The sequence below is a fragment of the Scandinavium tedordense genome (assembly GCF_024764965.1).
Classification (GTDB): domain Bacteria; phylum Pseudomonadota; class Gammaproteobacteria; order Enterobacterales; family Enterobacteriaceae; genus Scandinavium; species Scandinavium tedordense.
Window position 1 is genome coordinate 243,072 of sequence record NZ_JALIGG010000053.1, and the last position, 21,107, is coordinate 264,178.

21 protein-coding genes and 3 tRNA genes are annotated in these 21,107 nt (G+C 53.0%); 13 read left to right on the forward strand and 11 right to left on the reverse strand.

Going from position 1 to position 21,107, the window contains the following annotated elements; all coding sequences use genetic code 11:
* Positions 1-47 precede the first annotated feature (47 nt).
* The 4 genes from prfC to MUU46_RS08815 form a co-directional block, all read right to left on the reverse strand.
* A complete protein-coding gene (gene prfC / locus MUU46_RS08800) occupies positions 48-1,637 on the reverse strand; it encodes a peptide chain release factor 3 (protein ID WP_159761790.1) in 1,590 nt (529 codons plus the stop codon).
* Positions 1,638-1,727: 90 nt separating this feature from the next.
* Positions 1,728-2,408, reverse strand: coding sequence for a pyrimidine 5'-nucleotidase (yjjG, locus tag MUU46_RS08805; RefSeq protein WP_159761791.1), 681 nt, complete (start codon positions 2,406-2,408; stop codon positions 1,728-1,730).
* 14 nt (positions 2,409-2,422) lie between these two features.
* Positions 2,423-2,869 carry a ribosomal protein S18-alanine N-acetyltransferase gene (gene rimI / locus MUU46_RS08810; RefSeq protein ID WP_159771390.1) on the reverse strand — a complete coding sequence of 149 codons (447 nt, stop codon included), beginning with the start codon at positions 2,867-2,869 and terminating at the stop codon, positions 2,423-2,425.
* Positions 2,838-3,251, reverse strand: a complete 414-nt coding sequence (locus tag MUU46_RS08815) for a DNA polymerase III subunit psi (RefSeq protein WP_159761793.1) — start codon at positions 3,249-3,251, stop codon at positions 2,838-2,840. Before MUU46_RS08815 ends, rimI begins: the two co-directional genes overlap by 32 nt.
* Positions 3,252-3,389: 138 nt before the next feature.
* Here MUU46_RS08815 and rsmC point away from each other — a divergent pair, with 138 nt between their 5' ends.
* From rsmC to MUU46_RS08835, 4 genes are all read left to right on the forward strand, one after another.
* A complete protein-coding gene (rsmC, locus tag MUU46_RS08820) occupies positions 3,390-4,418 on the forward strand; it encodes a 16S rRNA (guanine(1207)-N(2))-methyltransferase RsmC (protein WP_159761794.1) in 1,029 nt (342 codons plus the stop codon).
* Between the two features lie 180 nt (positions 4,419-4,598).
* A tRNA-Leu gene (locus MUU46_RS08825) sits at positions 4,599-4,685 on the forward strand.
* Between the two features lie 29 nt (positions 4,686-4,714).
* Positions 4,715-4,801, forward strand: a tRNA-Leu gene (locus MUU46_RS08830).
* 29 nt (positions 4,802-4,830) lie between these two features.
* Positions 4,831-4,917 (forward strand) — tRNA-Leu (locus tag MUU46_RS08835).
* Between the two features lie 38 nt (positions 4,918-4,955).
* Here the strand turns inward: MUU46_RS08835 and MUU46_RS08840 are convergent.
* A complete protein-coding gene (locus MUU46_RS08840) occupies positions 4,956-5,195 on the reverse strand; it encodes a DUF1435 domain-containing protein (protein WP_258965325.1) in 240 nt (79 codons plus the stop codon).
* A gap of 252 nt (positions 5,196-5,447) precedes the next feature.
* Here MUU46_RS08840 and MUU46_RS08845 point away from each other — a divergent pair, with 252 nt between their 5' ends.
* Positions 5,448-6,512, forward strand: a complete 1,065-nt coding sequence (locus tag MUU46_RS08845; RefSeq protein ID WP_258965326.1) for a GGDEF domain-containing protein — start codon at positions 5,448-5,450, stop codon at positions 6,510-6,512.
* A gap of 94 nt (positions 6,513-6,606) precedes the next feature.
* The gene (gene fhuF, locus MUU46_RS08850) at positions 6,607-7,395 is read left to right on the forward strand and encodes a siderophore-iron reductase FhuF (RefSeq protein WP_159761796.1); all 789 of its coding nucleotides are present in this window, start codon (positions 6,607-6,609) and stop codon (positions 7,393-7,395) included.
* 71 nt (positions 7,396-7,466) lie between these two features.
* On the opposite strand, the gene MUU46_RS08855 is transcribed toward fhuF, so the two are convergent.
* Positions 7,467-8,810, reverse strand: coding sequence for a PTS sugar transporter subunit IIC (locus tag MUU46_RS08855; protein ID WP_159761797.1), 1,344 nt, complete (start codon positions 8,808-8,810; stop codon positions 7,467-7,469).
* Positions 8,811-9,151: 341 nt separating this feature from the next.
* Here MUU46_RS08855 and MUU46_RS08860 point away from each other — a divergent pair, with 341 nt between their 5' ends.
* Complete coding sequence (locus tag MUU46_RS08860; RefSeq protein WP_258965327.1) at positions 9,152-9,610, forward strand: YbaK/EbsC family protein; 459 nt, start codon at positions 9,152-9,154, stop codon at positions 9,608-9,610.
* A gap of 19 nt (positions 9,611-9,629) precedes the next feature.
* Here MUU46_RS08860 and bglJ read toward each other — a convergent pair whose 3' ends face one another.
* The 4 genes from bglJ to pobA form a co-directional block, all read right to left on the reverse strand.
* Positions 9,630-10,295: a DNA-binding transcriptional activator BglJ gene (gene bglJ, locus MUU46_RS08865; RefSeq protein WP_258965328.1), complete on the reverse strand. Its 666-nt coding sequence runs from the start codon at positions 10,293-10,295 to the stop codon at positions 9,630-9,632.
* On the reverse strand, positions 10,244-10,978 hold the full coding sequence (locus tag MUU46_RS08870; RefSeq protein WP_258965329.1) for a helix-turn-helix transcriptional regulator: 735 nt from the start codon (positions 10,976-10,978) through the stop codon (positions 10,244-10,246). Before MUU46_RS08870 ends, bglJ begins: the two co-directional genes overlap by 52 nt.
* 255 nt (positions 10,979-11,233) lie before the next feature.
* Entirely contained in the window at positions 11,234-12,103 is an 870-nt protein-coding gene (locus MUU46_RS08875) for a helix-turn-helix domain-containing protein (RefSeq protein WP_159761801.1), read from the reverse strand.
* 23 nt (positions 12,104-12,126) lie between these two features.
* Positions 12,127-13,311, reverse strand: coding sequence for a 4-hydroxybenzoate 3-monooxygenase (gene pobA / locus MUU46_RS08880; protein ID WP_258965330.1), 1,185 nt, complete (start codon positions 13,309-13,311; stop codon positions 12,127-12,129).
* A gap of 275 nt (positions 13,312-13,586) precedes the next feature.
* On the opposite strand from pobA, the gene MUU46_RS08885 reads away from it, so the two are divergent.
* From MUU46_RS08885 to opgB, 6 genes are all read left to right on the forward strand, one after another.
* Positions 13,587-14,363, forward strand: a complete 777-nt coding sequence (locus MUU46_RS08885) for a threonine/serine exporter family protein (RefSeq protein ID WP_258965331.1) — start codon at positions 13,587-13,589, stop codon at positions 14,361-14,363.
* Positions 14,354-14,827, forward strand: a complete 474-nt coding sequence (locus MUU46_RS08890; RefSeq protein WP_159761804.1) for a threonine/serine exporter — start codon at positions 14,354-14,356, stop codon at positions 14,825-14,827. The genes MUU46_RS08885 and MUU46_RS08890 overlap by 10 nt, the downstream gene beginning before the upstream one ends.
* A 102-nt stretch (positions 14,828-14,929) precedes the next feature.
* Complete coding sequence (gene dnaT, locus MUU46_RS08895; protein WP_258965332.1) at positions 14,930-15,469, forward strand: primosomal protein DnaT; 540 nt, start codon at positions 14,930-14,932, stop codon at positions 15,467-15,469.
* A gap of 2 nt (positions 15,470-15,471) precedes the next feature.
* Positions 15,472-16,209 carry a replicative helicase loader DnaC gene (gene dnaC / locus MUU46_RS08900; RefSeq protein WP_159761806.1) on the forward strand — a complete coding sequence of 246 codons (738 nt, stop codon included), beginning with the start codon at positions 15,472-15,474 and terminating at the stop codon, positions 16,207-16,209.
* Positions 16,210-16,269: 60 nt separating this feature from the next.
* Positions 16,270-16,761, forward strand: coding sequence for a YjjA family protein (locus MUU46_RS08905; protein ID WP_159761807.1), 492 nt, complete (start codon positions 16,270-16,272; stop codon positions 16,759-16,761).
* Between the two features lie 184 nt (positions 16,762-16,945).
* A complete protein-coding gene (gene opgB / locus MUU46_RS08910) occupies positions 16,946-19,237 on the forward strand; it encodes a phosphatidylglycerol--membrane-oligosaccharide glycerophosphotransferase (protein ID WP_159761808.1) in 2,292 nt (763 codons plus the stop codon).
* A 75-nt stretch (positions 19,238-19,312) separates the two neighbouring features.
* Here opgB and tsr read toward each other — a convergent pair whose 3' ends face one another.
* Positions 19,313-20,980, reverse strand: coding sequence for a methyl-accepting chemotaxis protein (gene tsr, locus MUU46_RS08915; protein WP_159761809.1), 1,668 nt, complete (start codon positions 20,978-20,980; stop codon positions 19,313-19,315).
* Positions 20,981-21,107: the final 127 nt, after the last annotated feature.

The window sequence follows — 21,107 nt, forward strand, 5'->3', positions numbered from 1 at the left end:
AGGAGGGGAAATGACAGAGCACGGCGGTGGCCGTGCTCTGGAAGCGATTAGTGCTCGCGGGTTTTGCGGAACAGAACCTCTGGGTAACGTTCCTGGGTCAGATTGAGGTTAACCATGGTTGGGGCGATGTACGTAAGGTTGTCACCGCCGTCGAGTGCCAGCTGGATTTCGTTCTTACGCTTAAACTCTTCGAACTTCTTCACGTCCGTGCTTTCAACCCAACGGGCAGTGGCCACGTTCACCGATTCGTAAATCGCTTCAACGTTGTACTCGCTCTTCAGGCGCGCAACCACCACGTCGAACTGCAGCACACCGACCGCACCGACGATCAGATCGTTGTTGGCAATCGGACGGAAGACCTGAACCGCACCCTCTTCGGAAAGCTGTACCAGACCTTTGAGAAGCTGTTTCTGCCTCAGTGGATCTTTGAGGCGAATACGACGGAACAGCTCAGGGGCGAAGTTCGGAATACCGGTGAACTTCATCATTTCACCCTGGGTAAAGGTGTCGCCAATCTGAATGGTGCCATGGTTGTGCAGACCGATGATATCGCCCGGGTACGCTTCTTCCACATGCGAACGGTCGCCCGCCATGAAGGTCAGCGCGTCGGAAATCACTACGTCTTTACCGGTGCGCACCTGGCGCAGCTTCATGCCTTTTTCGTAGCGCCCGGAAACCACACGCATGAACGCCACGCGGTCACGGTGTTTCGGGTCCATGTTAGCCTGAATTTTAAACACGAAGCCGGAGAACTTCTCTTCTTTCGCTTCCACTTCACGGGTGTCAGATTTACGCGGCATCGGCGCGGGCGCCCATTCCACCAGACCGTCGAGCATGTGGTCTACACCGAAGTTACCGAGTGCGGTCCCGAAGAATACCGGGGTGATTTCACCTGCCAGGAACAGCTCCTGGTCGAATTCATTCGATGCGCCCTGCACCAACTCCAGCTCATCACGCAGCTGCGCGGCCAGATCTTCACCGACTGCGGTATCAAGTTCCGGGTTGTTCAACCCTTTAACGATACGCACTTCCTGAATGGTGTGCCCTTTACCGGTCTGGTACAGATAGGTTTCATCTTTATAGAGATGATAAACGCCTTTAAACAGCTTGCCGCAGCCGATAGGCCAGGTGATTGGCGCGCAGCCAATTTTCAGCTCGCTTTCCACTTCATCCAGCACTTCCATCGGGTCACGAATGTCGCGGTCAAGTTTGTTCATGAAGGTCAGGATCGGCGTATCGCGCAGACGGGTTACTTCCATCAGCTTACGGGTCCGATCCTCGACGCCTTTCGCGGCATCGATAACCATCAGACAGCAATCCACTGCGGTCAGAGTACGGTAAGTATCTTCGGAGAAGTCTTCATGACCCGGGGTATCCAGCAGGTTGACCAGGCAGTCATGATACGGGAACTGCATTACAGAAGTGGTAATGGAGATACCACGCTGCTTTTCCATCTCCATCCAGTCAGATTTCGCATGCTGGCTGGAGCCACGGCCTTTTACCGTACCGGCGGTCTGAATGGCCTGTCCGAACAACAGCACCTTTTCGGTGATAGTCGTTTTACCGGCATCCGGGTGGGAGATGATGGCAAAAGTGCGGCGCTTCGCCACCTCTTGCAAATAAGGAGACAACGTCATAGTCAGTTCTTCTTCAGTAAACGCGGCAGCAAACCGCGCATGTTAAATACGAAATTGCGGCTATTTTACCCGTTAGCCGGGGGCTGACAATCAATGTTTACACAGGAGTTGCTCCAGCTCGGCAAGTGATGTCACCGTCCAGGTCGGTTTGATGTGCGACGGTAGTTCCTGCTGATGCGCATTCAACCAGCAGGTAGAAAGACCGGCGTTCATGCCACCCAGAATGTCCGATGCTGCGGTATCGCCTACCATCAGCACCCGTGAACGATCCGGGTTGCCCGCGCGTTCAAGCGCATGGTCGAAAATGCGCGCGTCAGGTTTTGGCACGCCCACTTCCTCAGAAATAATCAGTAAATCAAAATGATCACGAAGACCGGTACGCTCAAGGCGAATTTGCTGCAACGCGGTAAATCCGTTGGTGATGATGCCCATTTTTACCTTCCCTTGCAGGGCATTCAGCAGTGACACGGCTCCCGGCAACGGGGCGCAGATCTCGGCCATCGCATTCATAAAAGCGTCGTTTAAATCACCCGCGTTGACGTTCAGGCGTGAAGCCCAGCTTTCAAAACGCTGATACTGCAGCTGCAGCGAAGTAATGGCTCCGTTCTGGTAATCCACCCACAGCGGCTTGTTCACGGCCTGATAGTCCTGGAAATCTTCTGCGGTGAAGGTCACGCTATAATCAAGAAACATCCGCTGTAAGCCGCTGAACGAATCGAAAGTAAACAGTGTTTCGTCGGCATCAAAGAAAATCCAGTCCCACATCTTCATCGTAAACCCTTGTCTTACATACTGATTGGCAGTGCCATTATGATTGCGTCTTCACGCCCTTCCGCGGTCGGATAGTAGTTGCGTCGAATCGTCGCCTCGTTGAAGCCCAGGCTTTCATACAGTGCGATGGCGGCCACATTCGATGCGCGAACTTCCAGCCACAGCGTGACCACGCCTCGTTTTTCTACTTCGTCGATAACCTGTTCGAGCAATTCGCGCCCTAGCCCTCGGCGCTGATACGCTGGATCAACGGCGATATTAAACAACGTGGCTTCGTCGAGCACGATTTGGGTAATGGCGAAGGCCGCCATTTCGCCGTCTACCGTCAGCTGCAGGTTGAGATAACGCTCGCCCTGATTGCTGGCGAGGGTCTGTTCGCTCCACGGGAAAGCGTGAGCGCGCTGCTCAATCAGCAGGGCGCGGGGTAAATCAGTCTGGCTTAGGGAAGAAATCGTGTTCATGGGCGCAAATTTGTTGCCAGAGTTCGGCGCGGGCCGTCGCGCTGGACTGCAATTGTTCGAATGTCGGGCTGATGACCTGCGCGCCTTCCAGCGCGACCGGTTCACTTTCGCCAAGACGCCAGCTGTTACAGCGGCCGCCCTCAGGCAGCATTGCGACGCGTTCCGGCGTCAGCTGTAATACCTGATCCGGCGTTACGGCCAGCGCACGGAGGATATCGTTCACCAGTGGTTCGGTCAGCTGCGGCAGCGTTTGCGCCACCATCACCAGACGAATATGGTCAGGCAGCGAGATAGCGATTTCGCCCTGTAAAACCGCAGGACGACGCAAAGACCACTGGGTAATGCCCAGTTGCTGTAGTTGCCAGTCTCGTCGGGATGTCATCGCGGGTTTCTCCTGTCTGTCAGGCGCGGAAATATAGCAAATTCGTCGAACTTGCGCCAATAAAGCAAGGAGGCTCCCGCGCAGAGAAGGCAGATAGTGTGTATAATCGCGGCCGTCGTTAATAGAGGATTACGCGTTATGTCTGCATTGACCCCGGCAAGTGAAGTCTTGCTGCGCCACAGTGATGATTTCGAACAAAGCCGCATTATGTTTGCCGGTGATCTGCAGGATGACCTGCCCGCTCGTCTGGATACCGCGTTTAGCCGCGCCCATACGCAACAATATCACCACTGGCAGAACCTGAGTCGCGAGATGGGTGAGAACGTGCGCTTTAGCCTTACGGCAGAAGCGGCGGACGTTGCCGACTGCGATACGCTGATTTACTACTGGCCTAAAAATAAACCAGAAGCGCTGTATCAGCTGACCAACATTTTATCGCTGATGCCGATTGGCACCGATATTTTTATCGTCGGTGAGAACCGCAGCGGCGTGCGCAGCGCTGAGCAGATGCTTGCTGAATTCGCCCCGCTGAATAAAGTCGACAGCGCGCGTCGCTGCGGCCTGTACCACGGTCGTCTGGAAAAACAGCCGTCGTTTAACGCCGAAGATAATTGGGCTGAGTACCAGCTTGACGGTTTGACCGTCAAAACCCTGCCGGGCGTGTTCAGCCGCGATGGCCTGGATACCGGCAGTAAGCTGCTGCTCTCCACCCTGACGCCACACACCAAAGGCAAAGTGCTGGACGTAGGCTGCGGCGCGGGCGTGTTATCCACCGTGCTGGCGAGCCATTCGCCGAAGGTACGCCTGACCCTGTGTGACGTCAGCGCTGCGGCGGTCGAAGCCAGCCGTGCAACGCTTGCCGCTAACGGCCTCGAAGGTGAAGTTCTGGCAAGTAACATCTTCTCTGACGTGACCGGCCGTTTCGATATGATTATCTCCAACCCGCCGTTCCACGACGGGCTGCAGACCAGCCTTGAAGCCGCTCAGCAGCTGATCCGCGGAGCAGTACGTCATCTGAATAGCGGTGGTGAATTGCGCATTGTGGCCAACGCCTTCCTGGCCTATCCAAAAATTCTGGACGAAGCCTTCGGCTTCCACGAAGTGATCGCGCAGACAGGCCGCTTTAAGGTCTATCGCACGGTGATGACTCGACAAGCAAAGAAGTAATTGCTTACCCCGCCCGCAGGCTTTGACTTGTGGGCGCTCTCACCGCACTGCCCTTTATGTCGAAAAGCGCCCATTTTTACAGCTGTCGGAAAATTCTGCTGCAATTAACTGTTGACGAAAATCCGAAAACCACTAGAATGCGCCTCCGTGGTAAAGATTCTTTTTAAGAGTCGATGGTATGCGACGGTGGCGGAATTGGTAGACGCGCTAGCTTCAGGTGTTAGTGTCCTAACGGACGTGGGGGTTCAAGTCCCCCCCCTCGCACCATATACCACGTAAGATATTGCTCGCACTGGGCGAAGGTGGCGGAATTGGTAGACGCGCTAGCTTCAGGTGTTAGTGTTCGTAAGGACGTGGGGGTTCAAGTCCCCCCCCTCGCACCAACGAGACAATATCAAGATAAGACGACTGTGCGAAGGTGGCGGAATTGGTAGACGCGCTAGCTTCAGGTGTTAGTGTTCGTAAGGACGTGGGGGTTCAAGTCCCCCCCCTCGCACCAGCTTCTTATCTCTCTTTACTTTCTCCCTGATTTTCTCATTACCCCATCAGCTTCAAATTCATCATCATCAACATCATCCCGCTTATTAACGCAAACGCCGATGGCAACAACACAAAATGCCGCAGCTGACGATGCCAGATCATCACACAAGAAAGCAGTAAACCCAGCGCTATCAGACTTCGCCAGGTATCAATTGACAGGCCGGCAAAGCCCAACCCAGCTAAAAGCACGCCAGGAATCAACACCCCCCACCCACTGCCTAACGCGCGCTGCAACATGGTTTTGACCCCCCAAACAATAATGATAACCAATATCATATGATAATTTTTATCATTTGCAAGGTTGCGCTGAAAACCGTCGCGCTCTTTACTTTCACGCAGGTGACAGTGTTGCTTTAAGGTGATAAATTGTGCGGATTATACGAATTGATTAGTTTTACTGATATTTTCGCGCGAAACGTTCCCGAGCGAAATATGTCTTTCCTGATGCTTAGTGTTTCTGCAATCACACAATAAAAACGATTTCCTGACATGACATCACAATCCTGGCGTTCGCTGCGCATTAAAAAATATCAATTTTCATTACGACTTTTTTTATTTCTTAATTTAGCTTCATCACTTTTTTCTATGCTTAACCCGGTGTATTCCATTTTGGCGATCACCCTTCCGCTGGTGCTAATAACCGTTATCAGCGCAGGTTTGCTGCTGGGTCATTGGGCCTGGGCCGAGAAAAAAATCAATATTCCCGCCATCTCCATTTTGTTTGGCTGCCTGTGGGCCTGGCATATCACCCTTAAATTACCCTTACTGGATAACGCTAATTTTAACTATCTGGTGATCGCTTTATTAAGCGTGCTGTTTGTTGGTGCAATTGCTTTTTCTAATAATATCATTGCCTTTACTTTTCATTCTTTGCCCGTGCTTATCACCTGCCTCGCCCTTAGCGAAGGCGATCAGTGGCTGCGCATGGTGTACTGTTTCGCCCTGCCGGTTATCGGCATTTCCATTCAGAGCGTGATTCAACGACGCAACGATAACTTTGCCCAAGGGCTAATGTACAAGCTGCTGGAAGAGCGTCAGACCCTGAACGACCTGAGCATGCTCGACCCGCTGACCGGGCTTTATAACCGTCGTGGTCTGCAAAACCGCCTTGAAACATTGATGTCGTTGGATGCCAGCGGGCATTACGTCTTGTTGCTGGATATCGACTATTTCAAAGCCTACAACGATCATTATGGGCACATGATGGGCGATCAGGCGCTGATCCAGGTGTCGGCCGCGATACGCAATGCCGTGCGCTCTCGAGATATTGTGACCCGCTACGGCGGCGAAGAGTTTATGGTGTTACTGACGTCGACCACTTCGGAAGTCGCCTTAGCAACGGCAGAGCGTATTCGCCAGCGCGTGTACGACCTGAAAATCCCGCACATGTTTAACCAGAGCGCCGCAACCAATGTAACGGTCAGTATCGGGCTTGCGCCGCTACTCGGCGAAGATATCGACGGTGCGCTGGCGCTGGCTGACAAAGCGCTGTACGAGGCCAAACATCTGGGGCGTAATAATATTCTGACCAGCGAAGCGCTGCAGGGTGCATGAAGTGCGGTAGTTGCGTAAAAAGGGTTGCGATTGTTTATGGCTATGATTAGGATTGGCAATCATTATCATTTAGATTTGTATCCAAGCTACGCTCATGGCCTACCGTTCTGCACCGATCACTGACGATATTATCTGGCGCGCCCCGCTCTTTGAGCGTGAACAAGGGCTTGCGGCATTGTTGCAGGATAAATTTGCTGAACACCGCCCCCACCTGTTGGATTTCATTCGTCTTGACGAACCTCATCCACATCAGGCGATGATGCTGGCACAGTGGAGCCACAACAGCGAGCTGACTACGCTCTGCGCGCAGTATTCCGATCATATCTATCGCAATAATCCAACTCAGGCGCGCGAGAAAAAACCGTTGTTGTCTCTGTGGGCGCAGTGGTATATCGGCCTACAGGTGCCGCCGCTGATGCTGGCGCTGCTTACTGAAAAACGGGCGCTGAGCCTCTCACCATTACATTATCACGTTGAGTTTCACGAAACGGGCCGTGCCGCCAAATTTTGGGTAGATGTACAAGAAGACCCTTATCTGACTCAGCAATCTTCACCGGTTCGCATGGAAAACCTGGTGACGCAGACGCTGGTGCCGGTTATCGAGGCTCTTGAAGCGACCGGGGAGATCAACGGGAAACTCATCTGGAGTAATACCGGCTATCTCATTAACTGGTATCTGGGTGAAATGAAAACACTGCTCGGCGATGAACAGGTCAACAGCCTACGTCAGCATCTCTTCTTTGAAAAACAGTTCTCTGACGGGCGGGATAATCCGCTGTGGCGCACCGTGGTGATGCGTGATGGTTTGCTGGTGCGTCGCACCTGCTGTCAGCGCTACCGTCTGCCGGACGTCCAACAGTGTGGCGACTGCACGCTGAAATAATCACATCCCTGAATACAAAAAGACCCGGTAACGCAACGCGACCGGGTCTTTTGTTTTGCTTTAACTCAACCTTATGCGGCCTGTCCAGCTTCTTCCGCTGAGCGCTGCGCTTCTTCGGCTTCCTGTTCCAGCAGCTGCTTCTCGTACACTTTGAAGAACGGGTAGTAGATGATGGCAGACACGCAGGCCAGTAATACGACCAGGATCACGGCACGGAAATCCCAGCCTAACGCCCATGCTGCACCGATAGGGGCTGGCGCGGTCCATGGAACAACGGAAATCACGCGACCAATCAAATCCAGCTTCATTGCAGCCCAGGCCAGCGTGGCGTTGACCATTGGTGCCAGCAGGAACGGAATGAAGAATACTGGGTTCATCACGATTGGCGTACCGAAGATGACCGGTTCGTTGATGTTAAAGATGCTCGGCACCACGCCCAGACGACCAATCGAACGCAGGTGCGCGGACTTACTGCGCAGGTAGCAGAACACAAGTCCCATCGTCGCCCCAGAACCGCCGATAACGATAAAGAAGGTCCAGAATGCTTCCATAAAGATGTGCGGCAGCGGAGCACTTTGTGCCAGCGCCGTCTGGTTCAGACCGAGGTTAGTCAGCCAGAACATCTGCAGCATACCGGACACGATAGCCGCACCATGAATGCCTGCAAACCACAGCAGATGACCGATCAGGACCGCCAGCAGAATGGCAGGCAGGGAATCCGCCGCGGATACCAACGGCTTAAAGATAGACATGATCGCCTGAGGGATCAGCATATCGAACTGGCTCTGGATGAACAGGCTCAGCGGATACAGGGTCAGCACAACTACCAGCACCGGGATAAGCAGATCAAACGAATTTTTGATCATCGGTGGCACCTGGTCTGGCAGACGAATACCGATGTTGTGGGCCTTGAGGAAGCGCATCAATTCTACGCAGTACACAGCGACCAGAATAGCGGTGAAAATCCCGGTGCCACCCAGACTGTGAACCGGCAGCGTGCCGTCAGTCTTCGGCGCAGCAACCAGCAAAAACGCCATGATCGACAGCATTGAACTCATGAAGGGATCAAGCTGGTAACTTTTTTCGTAGTGTCTGCCCAAGTTATAGGCAATCGCCGCACAGATATAAATGGACATAATGCCCATGGTCATATCGAACGGAGTCAGAATCCGGCCTTCAAACTGTTTCGCCATGTCCAGCCACGCGCGAGCAAAGCCCCAGGTGGTGTCCGGCGAGAAAGGAGGATAAGCAAACACCAACAGGAACGAGCCGACAATCATGAATGGCATCGCGGAGATGAAACCATCACGGATTGCCATCACATGGCGCTGGGACGAGATACGCCCGGCAACAGGACTGATATAGTTTTCTACAAATCGGAAAATCAAATTAAACGCAGCATGGTTAGCAGACATAGCAGCTCTCCTGACGAACGATAGACGTAAGCACAGCGACGGTTAGTGTGCCGCGATGTGCAATCTCGAACTGTGAGTTCACTACCACGCCGGGGGGTTGGCCCGAGCTACAGCAGATAAAGATAGATTTCATACACGGCTCTTATTTTTTTAGCGATACAGAGGAAGTTACGCATTCAGTATTAATCGGCATGACACACTTCTGCAACCGGTTACTGTAACCGGTTGCAGTGAATGTGAAGGGGATCGAGAAATCCATAAAATGATGGGAATGCTCATCCTCTTATTTACAGCCTCAGTCGCTTGTGACAGATTAATTTCGTTTATATCAGGAGAGAACTATGAGTTTGCAAACCGTGCGGCAATTTTTCGCTGACCGCGCCCCCGATATCGAAATTATAGAACTGAATCAGAGTACTGCGACCGTGGCACTTGCCGCAGCGGCGCACAACGTGGCGCCAGGCCAGATTGCGAAAACGCTGTCATTGAAAGTCAAAGATGAAGTCGTTTTGGTTGTGGCAAAAGGCGATGCGCGCCTGGACAACAAAAAGCTAAAATCGGCATTTGGTGCCAAAGCCCGGATGCTCAGCTGCGATGAAGTCGTCACCTGGACCGGACACCCGGTTGGCGGCGTCTGCCCTTTTGGTCTGGAAAATCCACTGACCGTTTACTGCGACGTTTCCCTGAAAGCATTTGACGAAGTATTACCTGCCGCTGGCGCAACGCACAGCGCGGTGCGTATCTCTCCTGAACGTCTGGCAGAACTTACCAATGCCACCTGGATCGACGTCTGTCTGTAAACTCAGTCAACAAACCGCCTCACCAGGTCACATTCAGCGCCTGTAACGGCAGATAACGTAAGATATCTGCCGCACAGAGCAATCCCGTGTAGTTCTTCACCCCGAGCTTATTCATCGCATTGAATTTATGCGTGCGAATAGTTTTTGGATTCCGCGCCATCTGAACGGCAATCTCCGGAATGGAAAAGCCCTTTCCCATATAATAAAGAATCGCGCGTTCAGTCGGGCTTAATCCTACTGAGCCTGAAATAGCATTGAGCGTCTTACAGGCCGAATGCAGCGAATCTTTCTGGGTTATTAAGCCGTTAATTTGCACCAGAAGCTTTTCAACGGAAGAGGTTTTGCACCATACCGCATGTAATGGGACAGGTAAAAGGTGATGAATTAATGTTGCCTGTCCTTCATCCTCTGCAAGCAGAACCCGAAGTGCATCAGGCTGCATGCAAGCAAGCTCGGAAAAAAAGCGAATACTTTGTTGGCGTGAGTCACGAGCCCCCGCGACAGAGTAAATCACCATGTCATAAAAGCGCTGCTCTGTCTGAGCAAACCATTCCTGACTTTCTTTATAGACCTGCAATTCATAAAACGAACCCGCACAACGAGAAAAGAGCCCGCGCAGCCCTGCTTCCGTCATCACACAGTTTTCAACGACAGCGACGTGTTTATTTGCGGTGCGCTTTTCCATGGCATTGGCTCTCCCCATACGGAAAGGAGATTCAACTCCTTCATCCCCTGTTCGCTGTTGAGCCAGGCATATAACTCTGCGTTACCGCGCAACGACAAGCGACGCATAGCGCTATTTTTCTGCGCGCTAATGGTCCTGTTGCTTTTTCTGAGCAGCATCGCTATCTGATTGACGCCCCAGCCTTTAGCAAGCAATCGTAAGGCCTGACGCTCAGCGAGAGACAATGAGGTTTTTAATCCCTGAGAAGAGCGTGCGGGTGTGACTTCAGGCGACATCAACGACGTACTGATGCGATTCGCCTCGGAACCCTGATCGCGGATGGCCGCAATAAGTTCAGGAATAGATTCAGCGTCAGAAAGCAAGATACTTTCCGGGCGCAATAAATATTCAACCGCGAGCGCATAATTAGCTTGATTCAGCATAAAAACCCAACGACATTCTCTATACTGCGTCATTAATGAATAATATTTCTCGCAGAGCGATTTAACCTGAAAACGATCGCCAGACAGATCGCATACCATCAAGCTCGTTCGCTGGAGCTGCATTTTCGTGAGTTCATCGACTCGATGATGACAACTGACCTCATATTCGGGAAAGTTGTCTTTCATGATGGACAGAAGACCCGCTTGAATGATGGGGACATTGCTAATCATTACGCCACATTTATTAAATACCGTGAGCATAACACCTCCCTTTTATGTTCCAGAATTATTTACACAATTGATTAAAACCATCCAATCATTCATGATTAGAATTATTCTTAGGACGTTTCCATTGACTCGGGCTATAATTTAATTTGTTGCAACGTTAAATAAAAGAAGTAAAAGACAAAATAACCTTTCAACATTATCATATTAAAAATAAAGACTCCATCGCCTCACATCCAGCGTAAAACCGTTAAAGACGATTCATCAAGAAAATAATTATATGTTTTAAGCTTATTTCATTTTCTCCCTGAATATTTTAGGCGGCATCCCCGCATAGCGCCGAAAAAAGCGAGAGAAATAGGTGGCATCGCTAAAACCTAAGTAATCAGAGAGTTGTATAATCGACATGCTGGTGTATTGCAGACTCCGCTTCGCTTCAAGCATCAGCCTTTGGTGTAACACATTCAGCGCACTGCAGTTATGGAATTCATGGCACAAATAATTCAAATGTGTGACGGATAAGCCCACAGCCTGTGCGTAATCGGACATCGGAAGATGTTCCCGATAATGGCTTTCAATATGACGGGCAAACTGTTGCATCACTGCGCGTCGGCGATCCGCCCGGTCTTCTGCAGGCAGCGCTCCCTGACACTGGCGATTGAGCCACACCAGCAGCGCGCTGAGCATCGCATGCAGCATTAATTCGCGGGCGTCGTTATCCTGCTGATATTCTTCCAGCAACGTCGAAAACAGTGTGCGAATGTGCGACCGGGAGTGCATTACGCTGACGCAATGTGGCTGATTCAGGACCCCAAGCTGACGGCCAAACTGAGCTTCGAATTGGCTGAGCAGCGGTAATGCTAAGGACAAAACGTAGCCCTGCGTGCCGGGCGAAAAACGAAAACCGTGCACGCACAGCGAAGGCACCACCTGAATGCTGGCTTCCTTTACGACTTTCCTTTCCCCTTCGATTTCAATTTCGGCCTGCCCTTTGTGCAGATACAGCAGCTGCACCATTTCCGCATGCTGATGCACGCGGATATGCCACTCATAAAGGCTACTTCGCTGATGGATAGATTCACAATGCAGAAGCTCCGGTGTCGGCCAACCAAGCTGTTCGCCATACAGCTTAAAGACGGGGATCGTGCTCTGTTGCGTCATACACACTCCTGCGGCAGGCGTAATTATCGGACCGTTTCGTAAGGCAGGCCGACGTAGTTTTCCGCTATCGTCGTCAGTCCGGCCCGGGATCCTAAATAATAGCGGCGATCGGCTTCCTGCATTTTTCGGTCAAATGGGCTTTTATCGTGGAAATCATGCAGCAAATGGGTCATAAACCAGCTGAAACGTTCCCCTTTCCATACCCGGTTGAGAGCAAACGAGGAGTAGCTGGCGAGTAAATCTTCGCGCCCGTGATGGTAGAACTGGCACAGAATTCGCCATAAATAGTTCACGTCAGAGGCCGCAAGATTAAGCCCTTTTGCCCCAGTGGGCGGTACGATATGCGCCGCATCGCCGACCAAAAACAGTCGGCCAAACTGCATTGGCTCGACAACATAGCTGCGCAGCGGCGCAATGCTTTTCTCAAGTGAGTGACCAGTCACTAACGTATTCGCCAGCTCGGATGGCAAGCGGCATTTCAGCTCCTGCCAGAAGCGCTCATCGCTCCAGGCGTCAACGCTCTCGCTAAGTGGCACCTGCAAATAGTAGCGACTTCTGGTTAGTGAGCGCTGACTACACAATACAAAACCGCGTTCATGATGAGCGTAGATCAGCTCCGGATTGACCGGAGGCGTGTCGGATAACAATCCCAGCCAGCCAAATGGCCACTCGCTTTCATATTCACGCAGCACCGATTTCGGGATACTTTGACGCGACACACCGTGAAAGCCATCGCAGCCCGCAATAAAATCGCAGTCAATCCGACAGGCTTCGCCCTGTTTCTCAAAGGTGACAAAAGGCTTGTCCGTTTTCATATCGTGCAGCTCAACATGACTCACACCGTACATAATCGGCGCGCCACTACTGGCGCGGGCTTCCATCAAGTCACGCGTTACTTCGGTCTGGCCGTACACCATCACGCTTTTGCCCTCTGTGAGCTCACTCAACGGCACCGGGATCCGCACGCCATCAAACAAAAACTCCACGCCATGATGTACCAGGCCCTCGGTATCCATTCGCTGAGAAACGCCCGCCTGACGCAGCAAATCAACGGTACCGCTTTCCAGAATCCCAGCCCGGATACGACCCAACACGTATTCCGGGGTCTGACGTTCGAGGATAACCGTGGCAATCCCGGCATTGTGTAACAGCTGTCCAAGCAACAGCCCTGATGGACCCGCCCCGATAATAGCGACCTGCGTTTTCATGAGTTCCTCTCCATAATGGTTAATTATTTGTTTATTTTTTGTATCCATAAAGTGTGTTGTTGCATTTTTGATAAGCTGGAGCGGAAAAAGAAGGGCTTAAATCAGGCAAAACGTGCACTTTTCAACGATCTTGTGAAATTGTGGAGCAGTTCAAAAAACAGACGCTAACCGGAGGTCATGTGCACAATGTTTGATCTCGCCGGGCCTTGCTTCACATGCCATTCAGGTAAAACCTGGTTTCAGAACCTGACAATAGCCAACCAAGAACGGTCGTTATGGAAGCAGATAGCGCAGAGCAACGAAAAGTCACACGGTTGTGTATTCAGTGCGCCCTGCTGCTGCTGCAACACGGGGCAGAAAGCGCGCTGGTCGAGGAGCTATCAACCCGGCTAGGGATAGCACTGGGCATGGACGGCGTGGAAAGCGCCATTTCCTCGAACGCCATTGTGTTAACCACGATTCTGGACGGGAAATGCCTGACCTCGACTCGTAAAAACAACGATCGCGGCATCAACATGCATGTGGTGACTGAGGTCCAGCACATCGTGATCATGGCTGAGCATAAGCTGCTGAATGCCAAAGATGTCGATAAGCGTTTTACACAGATAAAACCGCTGCGCTATCCGCGCTGGCTGGTTGTCACTATGGTTGGCCTCTCCTGCGCCTGTTTCTGCAAACTCAATAACGGCGGTTGGGACGGGGCCTTTGTCACTCTCTGCGCCAGCACGCTGGCCATGTATATTCGCCAGATGCTGACCCATCGCTCGATGCATCCGCAAATAAACTTCTGCATCACCGCGTTTGTCGCCACCACGATTTCCGGGTGGATGCTGCGGTTGCCCGCGTTCGAGCAAACGTCTACGGTAGCGATGGCCGCCAGCGTGCTGCTGCTAGTGCCGGGCTTCCCGCTTATCAATGCCGTCGCCGATATGTTCAAAGGTCACATTAATACCGGGCTGGCACGTTGGGCTATCGCCAGCCTGCTGACGCTCGCCACGTGTATCGGGGTAGTGATGGCAATGACGCTGTGGGGGCTGCGCGGATGGGTATAATCGATTTCTTGCAGGCGCTGCTGCAAGACATGCTGCTGTCCGCCATTCCCGCCTTGGGTTTTGCGATGGTGTTTAACGTGCCGCACCGCGCGCTGGCCTGGTGTGCGCTACTGGGCGCGATTGGGCACAGTTCGCGGATGGTCATCATGCTGGCAGGGATGAACATCGAATGGGCGACGTTTATCGCCTCAATGCTGGTTGGCAGCATTGGGATCCAATGGTCACGCTGGTATCTGGCGCACCCTAAAATTTTCACCGTCGCCGCGGTCATACCTATGTTTCCTGGGATCTCCGCCTATACCGCGATGATCTCCGCAGTGAAAATCAGCCACGTCGGCTACAGCAATGACCTGATGATGCTGTTGCTGGAAAACTTCCTCAAAGCCACCTCGATCGTCGGTGCACTGTCGGTTGGATTATCGATCCCCGGTCTGTGGCTGTACCGTAAACGCCCGCGCGTTTGACCACCCTACCCGCGCGTCGCCTGGGGAATATCCTCCCGCGCGCTGGTCTGTGCTACTATCAGCCCATGTTATACCTGTCGTCTTTTTGTTTGAGTAATTGCCATGTCCTCCAGAATTTTAACGTCCAGCGTCATTGGGATTGATGCGTTTCTGCGCGATCCTGACGGCGTGTTAAACAATGCCGAAAACGGTGCTACCGCGGTGTTTGTCAACAATGCACCGGCGTTTTATGCCATTGCGCCCGCACGCCTGTCACAACTGCTTGAGCTGGAGGCTAAACTCTCCCGACCGGGCAGTGACGTGGTGCTGGATGGTCAATTCTTCGAGGAGCCGACGGCCGCGCCGGTTGCGGTGCCAATGGGCAAATTCGCCATGTATGCCGACTGGCAGCCGGATGCTGATTTTCAGCGGATGGCCGCGCTGTGGGGCATCTCGCTGACGCAGCCTGCCACGCCGGAAGAGCTGGCCTCTTTTACCGCCTACTGGCAGGCAGAAGGCAAAGTATTCCATCACATTCAGTGGCAGCAGAAACTGGCGCGTAGCCTGCAAATCGGGCGAGCCAGCAACGGTGGGCAGCCGAGACGTGATCTCAACACGCTCTCCGAGCCCGATAATCAAATTCCCCCAGGTTTCCGAGGTTAATAATGAAAAATGTTGGTGATCTGATGCTGCGCCTGCAGAAAATGATGCCGAAACATATTGAACCGGCATTCAAAACGGGTGAAGAGCTGCTGGCGTGGCAAAAAGAACAGGGCCAGCTGCGTTCTGCCGCGCTGGAACGTGAAAACCGGGCGATGAAAATGCAGCGGACGTTCAACCGCTCCGGCATTCGTCCGCTGCACCAGAACTGTTCCTTTGATAACTACCGCGTGGAAAGCGACGGGCAGATGAACGCGTTATCCAAAGCGCGTCAGTACGTCGAAGAGTTCGACGGCAACATCGCCAGCTTCATCTTTTCCGGTAAGCCTGGAACCGGCAAAAACCATCTGGCGGCAGCCATCTGCAATGAGCTGCTGCTGCGCGGGAAATCAGTGTTGATCATCACCGTGGCCGACATCATGTCCGCGATGAAAGACACCTTTACTAACCGCGAAACCACCGAAGAAAAGCTGCTGAACGATCTGAGCAATGTCGATCTGCTGGTGATCGATGAGATCGGCGTCCAGACGGAATCGCGCTATGAAAAAGTGATCATCAACCAGATCGTTGACCGCCGATCTTCGTCAAAACGCCCGACCGGAATGCTGACCAACAGCAACATGGACGAAATGAATAAGCTGCTGGGCGAACGTGTAATGGACCGTATGCGTCTGGGCAACAGCCTGTGGGTGATTTTCAACTGGGACAGCTACCGCAGCCGCGTCACTGGCAAAGAGTATTGAGATTTTTCCGAACCCCGGCAGCGCTATACTGACCGGGTTTCAGTCAACTGAGTAAAACCTATGAATACTGCTAAACGTCTTCTTTGCACCGCCGCGCTGACCAGCGCCCTGCTCTCCACCAGTACCTTCGCAATTTCCCTGAGTGACACGCTTTCCAGCGCTGCAAGCGAACTGGGCGGCTCAAGCACCTCGTCAACAGGCACAACTTCGCTGTCCTCGCTGACCAGCCTGCTTAACGACAGCGGCAAATCGCTGAGCGCCGACAACATGAACAACGCCGCGGGTATTCTCAGCTACTGTGCCCAACAGAAACTGACTTCCGTTACCGATACCGAAAACGTGAAGAATCAGGTGCTGGATAAGCTGGGTCTGGACACCGCGCCAGAACAGAAAGCCGATACCAACTATATGGACGGTATTCAGGGTCTGCTTAACGCCCAAAATGGCCAGCAGCTGAATCTCAGCTCATTGGGCGATTCAGACCTCGGAAAACAAGTGAAAACCAAGGCTTGCGATCTGGTGCTCAAACAAGGCGCCAATTTCCTCTCCTGATCGTCGCTAAACACCCGCACACACCGGATGTGAGCGGGTTAAAAATCACCTATTTCTAATCCAATTCTGAATCAGCGCACATTTTGATGACGCTATAATTGCAGCAATATGGCACTGCAATTAAAGTGTAGGGTCAAAAAATAGTATCGGGTCAGCGGATGGCCTGTGTGACTGAGGATGTGCTGTGTCCGAGCTTGTTTCTATTGCTCTGTTTCTCGCTTCCGTCGTGATTTATTCATGGAAAGCGGGACGTAATACCTGGTGGTTTGCGTCCATCCTGATGGTGCTTGGACTTTTTGTGGTCCTGAACCTGACCCTTTACGCCAGCGATTATTTCACGGGCGATGGCATTAACGATGCCGTGCTCTATACCCTGACCAACAGCCTGACCGGCGCGGGTATCAGCAAATACATCCTGCCCGGCATTGGTCTGATCGTGGCGCTGGTACTGGTCTTTGGTGGGCTAGGCTGGGTGCTACGCCGTCGTCGCCATCATCCACATCATCTTGGCTACAGCGTCCTCGCGCTGGGGCTTGCTCTCGCGTCAGTGGATGCCAGCCCGGCATTTCGCCAGATAACTGAACTGGTAAAATCCCAGTCCCGCGATGGCGATCCGGACTTTGCCGCCTGGTATAAAGAGCCGTCGAAAACCATTCCGAATCCGAAGCTGAACCTGGTGTATATCTACGGTGAAAGCCTCGAGCGTACGTATTTTGATGATAAAGCGTTCCCGAACCTGACGCCGGAACTCGGTAAGCTCAAAAATGAGAGCATCGATTTCAGCCACACCATGCAGCTGCCGGGCACCGATTACACCATCGCCGGTATGGTCGCCTCCCAGTGTGGTATTCCGCTGTTTGCGCCGTTCGAAGGCAACGCCTCGGCCTCGGTATCGAGCTTCTTCCCGCAGAACATCTGCCTCGGCGACATCCTGAAAAACTCGGGCTACAAGAACTACTTTATGCAGGGCGCCAACCTGCGTTTCGCCGGGAAAGACGTATTCCTGCAATCACACGGCTTTGACCATCTCTACGGTGCCGAAGAGCTGAAAACCCTCGTTCCAGACCCAGGCTACCGCAATGACTGGGGCTTCTACGACGATACGGTTCTCGACGAAGTGTGGAAAAAGTACGAAGAGCTGTCGGAATCCGGCCAGCGCTTCTCGCTGTTCACGCTGACGGTCGATACCCATCACCCGGATGGATTTATCTCCCGCACCTGCAATCGCAAAAAGTATGAGATTGACGGTAAAACCAACCAGTCATTCAGCGCGGTGACTTGCAGCCAGGAGCACGTGGCGGCGCTGATCGAAAAAATCAAAGCCTCGCCGTACTTTAAGAACACAGTGATCGTGGTGTCGTCTGACCATCTGGCGATGAAAAACACCGCATGGGATTATCTCAACAAACAGGATCGCAGCAACCTGTTCTTCGTGATTCGTGGCGATAAACCGCAACAGGAAGTCATGGGTGTGAAGCGCAGCACCATGGATAACGGCGCGACGGTGCTGGATATTCTGGGCGGCGATAACTTTATCGGCCTGGGCCGCAGCAGCCTGTCCGGCCAGTCGCTGGCGGAAGTGTTCCTCAACATGAAAGAGAAAGTGCTGGCGTGGAAGCCGGACATTATTCGCCTGTGGAACTTCCCGAAATCGATCAAAGATTTCACCATCGACGAGCAGAAAGGGATGATTGGGTTCTCCGGATCGCACTTCCGTCTGCCGCTGTTGCTGCGGGTGTCGAATAACCGCGTTGAGCCGCTGCCGGAAAGTGAATACTCCGCCCCGCTGCGTTACCAGCTGGCAGATTTCGCCCCGCGCGACAACTTCATGTGGATTGACCGCTGCTACAAAATGGCCCAGCTGTGGGCACCGGAACTGGCTCTTTCCACCGACTGGTGCGTGTCTCAGGGCCAGCTTGGCGGCCAGCAAATCGTGCAACACGTCGATAAAGCACAATGGAAAAGCAAAGCCGCGTTTAAAGACACGGTTATCGACATGGAGCGCTATAAAGGCAACGTCGATACCCTGAAAATCGTCGATAACGACATTCGTTATAAAGCAGACAGTTTCATCTTCAACATCGCCGGTGCGCCGGAAGAGGTCAAACAGTTCAGCGGGATTTCACGTCCGGAAAGCTGGGGCCGCTGGTCTAACGCACAGTTGGGCAATGAAGTGAAGATTGAGTACAAAACGCCGCTGCCGCAGAAATTCGACTTGGTGATCACCGCCAAAGCCTATGGCGAAAATGCTGACAAACCGATTCCGGTGCGGGTCGGAAACAGCGAGCAAACGCTGACCCTGGGCAAAGACGTCACCACCACCACACTGCATTTCGACAACCCGACGAACAGCAACCTGCTGACCATCGCGCCGCCGGATCCGCAGACCACCAACGAGGGCAATATTCTCGGCCACGCCCCACGTCAGTTGGGAATTGGGATGGTGGAAATCAAAGTTGTGAAATCGGAAGGGTAAAAAAATGCCCGGTGGCGCAGTGCCATCGGGCATTATTGTCATCCCGGCAAACCTGTGCCGCCGGGCATTACACTATCAGAACGTTTCCCAGTTATCGCCGCTATCAGTGACCGCAGCTTTGCGCAGAGTCGGAGAGGGGGAACTGTGTTTTGCTGCTGAAGTCTCACGCTTGGCCGTCAGCTGCGACTGCTGAATATGGAACACCGCCACCGCCTGCGTCAGACGGCTCGCCTGCTCTTCCAGTGCGGCGGCTGCCGAAGCGGACTCTTCCACCAGCGAGGCGTTCTGCTGCGTCACACGGTCCATCTCGGCCACCGCCAGACCCACCTGATCGATACCACGGCTCTGTTCGTCGGATGCCGACGCGATTTCACCCATGATGTCGGTCACGCGGGTTACCGCATTCACGATTTCATCCATGGTTTCACCGGCGCTTTCCACCAACGTTGAACCAATATCAACCCGGCTCACTGAGTCTTCAATCAGGCTCTTGATTTCACGTGCCGCCTGGGCGCTGCGCTGCGCCAGGTTGCGCACTTCACCGGCGACCACCGCAAAACCACGGCCCTGTTCACCGGCACGTGCGGCTTCCACCGCGGCATTCAGTGCCAGAATGTTAGTCTGGAAAGCAATTCCGTCAATAACGCTGATGATGTCGGCAATTTTCTGCGAACTGCTGGTGATATCGCGCATCGTCTGCACCACGTTATCCACCACTTTTCCGCCCTTCTGCGCTGTTTCCGACGCGCTCAGCGCCAGATGGCTCGCCTGACGGGCATTTTCGGCGTTCTGTTTCACCGTCGCGGTCAGTTCTTCCATGCTCGCTGCAGTCTCTTCCAGAGAAGCAGCCTGCTGTTCGGTACGGGAAGAGAGATCGTTGTTGCCCATCGCAATTTCGCTGGCACCGCTGTAAATCGCATCGGCACCGTTACGCACTTCCCCGACGGTACGCACCAGCTCGCTCTGCATATGACGCAAAGAGTCCGCCAGCTGGCCCATTTCGTTGCTGCCGTGCACATCGATAGGTTTCACCAGGTCTCCCCCGGCAATATGACGAATGCTGTCGATCACGCGCCTCAGCGGCTGGATCAACGCTTTGTGGATCCCCAGCCAGACCACAACGATCACCGCCAGCACCGCGATCAGCACGCTTACCAGCACCCAGATCGCCTGCGCGTATGAGCTGCTGTTATCTTCTACTGCCAGCTCGTAAAGATGATCGTTTTGCTGGAAATACGTCACATAGGCTTTCTCGAAGCCATCCTGATAGCCCTGAGTCGGCTGATCGAAGAAATCGTTGATCTTGCCCGCGCCCAGCAATTGGATCAGCTCCGCCAGCGCGCCGTGATAGATATCGTAATTGCGTTTAATGTCGAGCGCGGCCGCTTCACTTTGGCGCGGATCGCGAGTCTGAGCTTCATATTCGGCCCAACGCTTTTCCGCATCATTGAGAGAAGCGGTGGCTACCTTCATCAGATCCGCCACGGTCGCGCCGCTGCCGATATTGTTCTGATCCATCATATAGCGGATCCCGGCGCGGTTGAGGGTGTTACGGGTTTGCAATAGTGCAACCCAGCTACCGTTCAGCGTGGCCTGCTGCTGGCGGATGGTTTGCAGAACCGTGAAGTTTTCTTTGTCGTGTTTCAGCGCATTAAAGAACAAGCCGCCGGATGTCAGTTGTAAAAGGCCAAATATGACCAAAACCAGCACGAGGCTGGTCACAATTTTGATGCGATTTAACATTTTTTCTCTTTCCTGTGGGAAGTTAATAGTTAATTCGGCCTGAAAAGAGAAAACTTTAAGGAAATTCCTGCTGTATCACGTTTACGCCACGCATTTTCACTGGCGCATTTGAGGATCTGCGTCTACT